Genomic DNA, 7,690 nt, shown 5'->3' on the forward strand with positions numbered 1-7,690 from the left:
CCCTACAGGGATGTTCCTTACAAAACCTCCCTGGTGGTTTCCATGATTGACCGCCCCGGGGCCCTTTACAGCCTTTTGAAGGAGTTTGCCTGGCGGGGAGTCAATTTAACCCGCATAGAATCCCGCCCGGCCAGAACCTACCTGGGCGAATATATCTTCTTTATCGATTTGGAGGCCACCGCCACCAGCCGGCGGTCAAAGAGGCCCTGAGGGAAATTGCTGCCCAATCCCGCCAGATTCGAGTTCTGGGATGTTATCCGGCCTGTCAAAGGACCGATTGCCAGGAGAACAGGAAGAAGGAAGAGACCCTGGAGGAACTCCGGGCGGATATCGATATCATCGACCGGCAGATCATTGAACTGCTGGGCAAAAGGGCGAAGCTGGTCACCAGGGTGGGAGAGATCAAACAGCCTACCGGGCAGGTTCGGGACCCCGCCAGGGAAGCACAGGTGCTGGCGCAGGTGCGCCGGTTGGCCCAACATCATGGATTGTCCCAGGATATTACGGAGACCGTTTACCGGATCCTGATGGACTATTTTGTGGATATTCAATTAAACCAGGTAACATCTCAGACTTTATGACTGGGATGTTACTTTTTAGTTCCCATACTAATTAGTTTTGGTAATAAGAGGGAGCAAGTATTGAATCTATTCTATTGTTGGTGTTATAATATAATTATTAAAATTTTGAAGAAATGGGGGCGCTATTCTTGTCCAGCAAAAAGATCCTAATCATTGGCGGTGTAGCCGCAGGTCCCAAGACTGCAGCCAGGGCACGCCGTTTAGATCCCGATGCGCAAATTACCATTCTTGAAAAGGGTAAGTACATATCTTATGCCGGATGCGGTATGCCTTTCTACCTTTCCGGAAAGATTCACGATTTTGATCACCTGTATTCTACTTCCTATGGCGTTAAGCGTGATCCCGAGTTCTTTAAATCCGAACGGGGCGTGGACGTATTCACCGGCACCGAGGCCATCTCCATTGACAGAGCAAACAAAAAAGTGATCGCCCGCAATGTCGACACCGGCGCAGAAAGTGTTTTTGAATACGATAAATTGGTTTTGGGTACCGGCTCTTACCCCATCACTCCTCCCATAGAAAACCTCGACCTGAAAGGGGTTTACCGTTTAAATCACCTGGAGGATGCTGAAAGGATTAAGCAGGCCCTGGACGCCGGGGAAGTGAACGATGTGGTGATTATCGGCACCGGTTTTATCGGCATGGAAGCTGTGGATGCCGTATTCAATCCCATGCGTGCCGTAACCGTAGTGGAATTCAGAGATACCCTGCTGCCCGGCATCCTGGACCCGGATATGGGCACACTGCTCTACAAAAACTTCTACGAGCAGGGTTTGGAAGGCCGTTTCGGGGAGAAAGTTCTCAAGTTGGAAGGCGAAGACGGCAGGGTGACCCGGGTCATTACCGACAAAGGTTCCATTGACGCGGATGCCGTCATTTTAGCCGTTGGCGTCCGCCCCAATGTGAAGCTGGCCCAGGAGGCCGGTCTGACCATCGGTGAAACCGGCGCCATTGTGGTCAATGAATACATGCAGACCAGCGACCCGGACATTTATGCCCTGGGCGACTGTGTTGAAAACACCCACCTTTTAACCGGCAAAAAGGTTTACGGTCCCATGGCCACCTATGCCAACCGCCAGGGGCGCGTGGTGGGCGACAACGTTACCGGCGGCCAATCTACCTTTAAGGGGATTCTGGGCACCGGTGTGCTGCACTGCATGGGCATGAATGTGGCCCGCACCGGTCTGGGTGAAGTTCAGGCCCGGGCCCTGGGGTATGATATCGAGTCCATCATGGTTGCTACCTTTGATATGACCCACTATCACCCCGACAGCAACAAGATTTTACTGAAGATGATCGTGGAAAATGGCACCAAAAAGCTGCTGGGCCTCCAGGGCATCGGCAAAGGGGAAGTGGCCAAACGCATCGACGTGGCGGCCACCATGATGCTTTACGGCGGCACCCTGGACGACCTGCTGAACCTGGACCTTGGTTATGCGCCCCCCTACAACACGCCCATTGATCCCATGGTGCATACCGGACTGGCTCTGAAGAACAAACTGGAAGGCGTGGCCAATACCTATACTCCACAGGAGGTTCAGGAGAAATTAGAGCGCGGGGAAGACTTTGTCCTGCTGGATGTCCGGACACCCCAGCAGTTTAACATGCGCCACATTGGAGACGACCGGGTACAGCAGTTAACCCTGGGCGAGCTGCGGGAGAAACTGGACCAGGTACCGAGAGACAAGGAAATTGTCACCGTCTGCGTCATGGGTACTCGCGCCTATGAAGCTGCCCGCATCCTGCAGGGTGCCGGATTTAAGAACGTCAAATTTATGGAAGCCGGCATGGAAGGCTGGCCCTTCGATATGGATGATTTTTAAAAGAACGCCAATAACCCGTGCGGAAGGATTCGTACGGGTTATTTATTCTTATGAATAGTACATAAGCCCCATAAGGGCATTTTTTTTGTCCTTAAACCGGGTGTTATCTGGCATAAATTGGAGCTTCGACCAATATGTATAAGATAGGGAGGGGACAAACTATGTCTGTTTTGAGACAAATACAAGCCCTTGATATCAATAAAGCTACACCCGTGGATGAAGTGTTGAACCTGCTGCCCCCGAACCTGCGACAGATGCTGAGTGAGCTGCCGCCGGCCGTCAAGGAAACGGTGGAGGAAATTCGCATCAGGCAGGGACGCCCCTTAATGTTGGGTCTGGCCCAGGGGGACTGCTATGTTTCCGAAAAGGGGGCGGTTGCTTCCTGCCTGAGCGAGGCCTATGTGGTAAACACCAACGATGTGGAACGAGTCACCCAACTTGTGAGCCGCAGTTCCCTCTATGCGCTGGAAGAAGAACTGAGGAACGGCTTTATCACCCTTCCCGGGGGGCACCGGGTGGGCATCACCGGCAAGGTGCTCACGGACCAGGGGATGGTGAAGAATATCAAATACATTTCGGGTTTCAATTTTCGTATCTCCCGCGCGGTCAAGGGAGTGGCGGACAGGGTGCTGCCCTATCTCATTTCTCCTGAAGGAAGGTTTTTCCACACGGTGCTGGTGTCGCCCCCCCGCTGCGGTAAAACCACCCTGTTGAGGGACCTGATCCGCAGGCTCAGTGAAGGAATTCCGGAACTGGGTTTTCCGGGCATCAATGTCGGGGTGGTGGACGAGCGTTCAGAAATTGCCGGCTGCTACCGCGGCATCCCCCAGCGGGATATCGGCCCCCGGACCGATGTGCTGGATGCCTGCCCCAAGGCGGCAGGGATGATGATGCTGCTCCGTTCCATGGGGCCGTCGGTGATTGCCACCGACGAAATCGGCCGCCAGGAGGATGTGGCGGCCCTGGAAGAGGTGTTAAACGCCGGGGTAAAGGTTCTGACCACGGTCCATGGTTCGTCCTTGGAAGAACTGGCTGACCGCCCGGCCTTACAGTATTTATTTAAAATTAAGGCCATCCAGCGATTTGTTTTGCTGGGCAGATCGAAGGGTGTAGGAACGGTGGAAGACATTATTGACGGCCGGACCATGCGGTCGTTGGGGGTGAAACGATGCTGAAATTTTTGGGCGCGGCGGCAGTGGTTTTTTCCTGCACGCTTATCGGCATGACAGTTGCCAGCAGCTACAGCCGGCGCCCGGGTGAGATCAGGTCTCTGCTGAACGCCCTGCAGATGCTGGAGACAGAGGTATCCTACGGGGCCACGCCTCTGCCGGAGGCCCTGACCCATGTGGCAGAACGCTGTGATCCCCGGGTGGCCCCTTTATTCAGCCGAACCGGCGAGGAACTGATGACCATGCGGGGCATCACCGCCAGGGAGGCCTGGGAAACGGCGCTAAATCAATATTATCCCAAGTCGGCACTGACCAGGGCCGACCGGGGCATTTTGCTGGAACTGGGGAACAGCCTGGGGGTTTCCGACCGGGAGGACCAGGTGAAGCACCTGGTGCTGGCCAAGGAACAGCTGAAGCTGGAGCAGACCAAGGCCGAGGAGGCCTCCTTAAAGAATACCAAGGTTTACAACTATTTAGGTTTTCTGGGCGGTCTTACAATCGTACTGATCCTGATCTAGGAAAGGGGAAAAGAAGCATGGGCAATATCGACTTGATCTTTAAGATTGCCGGGGTGGGACTGTTAACGGCCGTATTGAGCACCCTGTTAAAAGAATATAAAAAGGACGACTATGCCGTCCTGGCCACCCTGGGCGGCCTGACGGTGGTTTTGTTCTGGGTGGTGCAGCTCCTGGGAAGCCTGTTTGACCAGGTTAAATCGGTGTTTAAACTTTTTTAAATCCTGCTGATCAAGGATTCAGGTAGATAATAAGTGAGTAAATCAGAAGTGAGATATTTTAAGTGTTTTATTTTCTCACCTCCCACTTCTCACATCTCACAAGTGAGGTGACAGGGGCATGGACATTTTACAAATTGTAGGACTTGGTTTGGTGGTATGCATCCTGGCCATCATTCTGCGCCAGCAAAAACCGCCCATGGCCACGTTACTGACCATGACAGCCGGCGTCATCATTTTCTTTATCATGATGCCTCAAATTACGGGCGTGTTTACTGTTTTAAGAGACCTGGCCAGCCAGGCCAATGTCAGTATGATCTACATGGGAACCATTTTAAAAATTGTGGGCATCGCCTATATTGCGGACTTTGGTTCCCAAATCTGCCGGGATGCCGGTGAGAACGCCCTGGCCTCCAAGATTGAGTTTGCGGCGAAAATTATCGTTCTGGTGATGGCGGTACCCATTATCGTAGCGGTATTACAGTCACTGATAAAACTGGTGCCTTAAGGTGGGGAGAAGGTTGCCAAAAATTATTTGTATGCTGTTCATGCTTTGTTTGCTTTTATCCCCGGTTCCGGTACAGGCGGCACCTGAACAGCAAAGCTCAGGTCCCGAAGGACAACTGGGCGAGCTGGAGATGAGCAAACTGGAGGAGTTCGTGGAACATTTGAACTCCGAGATTGAGGGAGCGGTCCCGGAACTGAAGTTTAAGGAATTGGTTCTTAAGCTGGTAAAGGGAGATTTGGACTGGCAGGTTTCGGACGTTTTTATAGGACTTATTAAATTTTTCTTTAAAGAGGTGGTGGCCAACGCTTCGCTGCTGGGGAAGTTGGTGGTGCTGGCGGTCATCTGTGCGGTGCTGCAGAATTTAATGTCTTCTTTTGAAAAGGGGACCACCGGCAAACTGGCCTATGCCGTCAGTTACATGGCGTTGATCAGCCTGGCAGTGGGGACCTTTACCCTGGCAGTCAATATTGGTCGGGAAGCGGTGGACAACATGGTCCACTTTATGCAGGCCCTGCTTCCCCTGTTGTTAACTTTGCTGGCAGCCATGGGAGGCGTAGCCTCAACGGCCATCTTTCATCCCATCATTTTTGGTTCCATCACGGCCATCGGGACAATCATCAAGGTCATCGTTTTTCCCTTAATCTTTTTCTCGGCGATTTTAAGCATCTTGAGCAACCTGTCGGAGAAATTTCAAGTATCCCGCCTGGCAGACTTAATGAAAAGCGTAGCCATGAGCGTGCTGGGATTATGCTCACTGTCTTCCTGGGCATTCTGGCCATCAAAGGCGTGGCCGGTTCGGTGACCGACGGGGTGGCAATACGGACGGCCAAATTTGCCACAGATGCTTTTATCCCGGTGGTGGGCGGCATGTTTTCGGATGCGCTGGACGCGGTGATCGGGTCTTCCCTGTTAATTAAGAATGCCGTGGGAATTGCCGGGGTCATCATTATCTTTGTGCTGACCATCTTACCCATGATTAAGATCTTTGCGGTGGCCTTTGTATACAAACTGGCGGGGGCACTCATTCAGCCGGTGGGGGATAAGCAAATGGCGGACTGCCTGACCGGTTTGGGCAAGAGCCTGATCAGCATCTTTGCCGCGGTGGCCACGGTGGGATTGTTGTTTTTCTTTGCCATCACCATCGTGGTTGGAATGGGCGATTTGATGACCATGCTGCGTTAAAGTGAGGTGATGACAGGTTTGGAAAGTATCAAGACACTGGTGCAGGTTTTAGTCATCATCATCGTGCTGGCGGTGTTTTTGGAAATGCTGCTGCCCAGCAGCCAAATGCAAGATTATGTGAAAATGGTGATGGGACTGCTGGTTATTATAGTGGTGCTGGAAGCCGGGGCCAACCTTGTCCAGCAGGATTTTAAGTTCGAACTGCCGGCCCTCAACCAAAACGCACAGGGACCTCCCCTGGCAAACATTATGGCGGAGGGACAGAAGCTGGGCGGTAAACAAAAGGAGCAGGCCATGACGGAATACCGGCAGGGGTTGGAGAAGCAGGTGCTGGCCCTGGCCCGGCTGCAAAACAACTTGAACGTAACCGGGGTTCAAGTAAAAACTTCCGGCGCTCCCGAGGATCCGGATTTTGGACGGTTAACCGGCGTCACTCTGGAAATTTCCCGCGAGCCCGTGGAGGACGGTACCAGCACGGTGCAAAGGGTAAAACCTGTGGAAATAACCGTGGAAGCCAACAGTTCCCCGGACCAGGCTACAGGCGCCACCCCGGCCAACAGCGAACAGGCCCGCAAGCTGGCCCGCACGGTGGCCAATTTTTACAACATACCGGTGGATCAAGTGCAGGTGGTGGAGAAATAGCTGTTTGACTTAAGGGTATTCCTTAAGGGTCTAGTTAATAGTTAACTTCACAACTACGATGGGCCCTCTAGATATTCCCCAACTAACAACAGGACCCCAGAGAAATGCCTATTAGGCTAGCAACTAGACCCCAAAGAACTACACTATCAGGCAAGGAGGGTTTTCTATGAGCTGGTTAAAAAACCTGGTAGGAGACGGAGAGGCGGACGGACCGAAGAAGGAGCAAATGAAAAAAATAAAGCTGCTGGCCGCCGGTGCCGTGATCGGAATTGGTTTGCTGTTCCTGGGCGGGCTGGGTAATGATAAATCCGCCAAGACACCACCGCCGGTCCAGGAAAAAGCCGCAGTCATCCAAAATCAGAACAACCAGGCCAAGACGGCCATGGCTTCCGAAGAGGAGTACCTGTCCCAGAAGTTATGCCAAATGCTGGAACAGGTGGAGGGAGCGGGCAAAGTTAAAGTTACGGTAAGATTGGAAAATTCCACTCAGACGGAATACGCTGTCAATACGTCCACCGGTAAGAAAACCACCCAGGAGAAAGACCAGTCCGGTGGAACCAGGTCCTTACGGAGGACACCGACACCGGGCAGCTGGTGCTGGTCAGCCGTAACGGTGAAGAAACCCCGGTGATGAGCAGGGAAATTGCACCCACCGTAGCCGGTGTGCTGGTGGTGGCAGACGGCGCCGGTGACCCTGGCGTAAAGGCGCAGTTATTCAGAGCCACCCAGGTGGCTTTAGGGGTGGAACCCCAGAAGGTCATTGTAATGGCCAGAAAGGCAGGTGAATGATATGTCCAAGCGCTTTTGGTTCCTTGGACTGTTAACAGTCGTTGGGATCACCTTGCTGGCTGTGGGCTACAAGGGCGGGATCCGCGAGGTAAAAGATGCAGTGAGAATGGCCAACCCCCCGGTGATCCAGGAAAGCGGCAAATATGCACCTGAGAAACAGGAACCCTCCTTGGAAAATGCCAAAGATGCCGCCGGGAACATCATTAAGCCCGACAGCACTCCTTCCGGCAACGCCGTACAGGTTGAACAGGAGGAGACAGGAA

At 53.0% G+C, this 7,690-nt stretch carries 10 protein-coding genes and 2 pseudogenes; all 12 read left to right on the top strand.

Annotated features, from left to right (window positions below):
- Nucleotides 1-210, top strand: a 210-nt coding sequence (locus P378_RS22410; RefSeq protein ID WP_238473377.1) for an ACT domain-containing protein, incomplete at its 5' end; no start/stop codon positions are given.
- 152 nt (nucleotides 211-362) lie between these two features.
- Complete coding sequence (locus tag P378_RS22415; protein ID WP_420796021.1) at nucleotides 363-581, top strand: chorismate mutase; 219 nt, start codon at nucleotides 363-365, stop codon at nucleotides 579-581.
- A 113-nt stretch (nucleotides 582-694) separates the two neighbouring features.
- Nucleotides 695-2,404 carry an FAD-dependent oxidoreductase gene (locus tag P378_RS16955; RefSeq protein WP_099084047.1) on the top strand — a complete coding sequence of 570 codons (1,710 nt, stop codon included), beginning with the start codon at nucleotides 695-697 and terminating at the stop codon, nucleotides 2,402-2,404.
- A gap of 161 nt (nucleotides 2,405-2,565) precedes the next feature.
- Nucleotides 2,566-3,579 (top strand): stage III sporulation protein AA, encoded by a 1,014-nt coding sequence (gene spoIIIAA, locus P378_RS16960; protein WP_099084048.1) that lies wholly within the window; start codon nucleotides 2,566-2,568, stop codon nucleotides 3,577-3,579.
- Nucleotides 3,573-4,091 (top strand): stage III sporulation protein SpoIIIAB, encoded by a 519-nt coding sequence (gene spoIIIAB / locus P378_RS16965; protein WP_099084049.1) that lies wholly within the window; start codon nucleotides 3,573-3,575, stop codon nucleotides 4,089-4,091. Before spoIIIAA ends, spoIIIAB begins: the two co-directional genes overlap by 7 nt.
- A 17-nt stretch (nucleotides 4,092-4,108) precedes the next feature.
- On the top strand, nucleotides 4,109-4,309 hold the full coding sequence (spoIIIAC, locus tag P378_RS16970; protein ID WP_099084050.1) for a stage III sporulation protein AC: 201 nt from the start codon (nucleotides 4,109-4,111) through the stop codon (nucleotides 4,307-4,309).
- Nucleotides 4,310-4,427: 118 nt separating this feature from the next.
- Complete coding sequence (gene spoIIIAD, locus P378_RS16975) at nucleotides 4,428-4,814, top strand: stage III sporulation protein AD (protein ID WP_099084051.1); 387 nt, start codon at nucleotides 4,428-4,430, stop codon at nucleotides 4,812-4,814.
- A 31-nt stretch (nucleotides 4,815-4,845) separates the two neighbouring features.
- Nucleotides 4,846-5,996, top strand: a pseudogene (spoIIIAE, locus tag P378_RS16980) (stage III sporulation protein AE).
- Between the two features lie 9 nt (nucleotides 5,997-6,005).
- The gene (gene spoIIIAF / locus P378_RS16985; protein WP_099084052.1) at nucleotides 6,006-6,638 is read left to right on the top strand and encodes a stage III sporulation protein AF; all 633 of its coding nucleotides are present in this window, start codon (nucleotides 6,006-6,008) and stop codon (nucleotides 6,636-6,638) included.
- 166 nt (nucleotides 6,639-6,804) lie between these two features.
- Nucleotides 6,805-7,269 (top strand): hypothetical protein, encoded by a 465-nt coding sequence (locus P378_RS16990; RefSeq protein WP_238473378.1) that lies wholly within the window; start codon nucleotides 6,805-6,807, stop codon nucleotides 7,267-7,269.
- The gene (locus P378_RS22420; RefSeq protein WP_238473379.1) at nucleotides 7,233-7,427 is read left to right on the top strand and encodes a hypothetical protein; all 195 of its coding nucleotides are present in this window, start codon (nucleotides 7,233-7,235) and stop codon (nucleotides 7,425-7,427) included. Before P378_RS16990 ends, P378_RS22420 begins: the two co-directional genes overlap by 37 nt.
- Before the next feature lies 1 nt (nucleotide 7,428).
- Nucleotides 7,429-7,690: pseudogene (locus P378_RS16995) on the top strand (SpoIIIAH-like family protein); the annotation flags it as partial.

The organism is Desulforamulus profundi, assembly GCF_002607855.1.

Coding starts and splice junctions, on each gene's coding strand:
- spoIIIAD (WP_099084051.1), top strand. CDS start 4,428: ATGGACATTTTACAAATTGTAGGACTTGGTTTGGTGGTATGCATCCTG.
- P378_RS16955 (WP_099084047.1), top strand. CDS start 695: ATGGGGGCGCTATTCTTGTCCAGCAAAAAGATCCTAATCATTGGCGGT.
- spoIIIAB (WP_099084049.1), top strand. CDS start 3,573: ATGCTGAAATTTTTGGGCGCGGCGGCAGTGGTTTTTTCCTGCACGCTT.
- P378_RS16990 (WP_238473378.1), top strand. CDS start 6,805: ATGAGCTGGTTAAAAAACCTGGTAGGAGACGGAGAGGCGGACGGACCG.
- spoIIIAF (WP_099084052.1), top strand. CDS start 6,006: ATGACAGGTTTGGAAAGTATCAAGACACTGGTGCAGGTTTTAGTCATC.
- spoIIIAC (WP_099084050.1), top strand. CDS start 4,109: ATGGGCAATATCGACTTGATCTTTAAGATTGCCGGGGTGGGACTGTTA.
- spoIIIAA (WP_099084048.1), top strand. CDS start 2,566: ATGTCTGTTTTGAGACAAATACAAGCCCTTGATATCAATAAAGCTACA.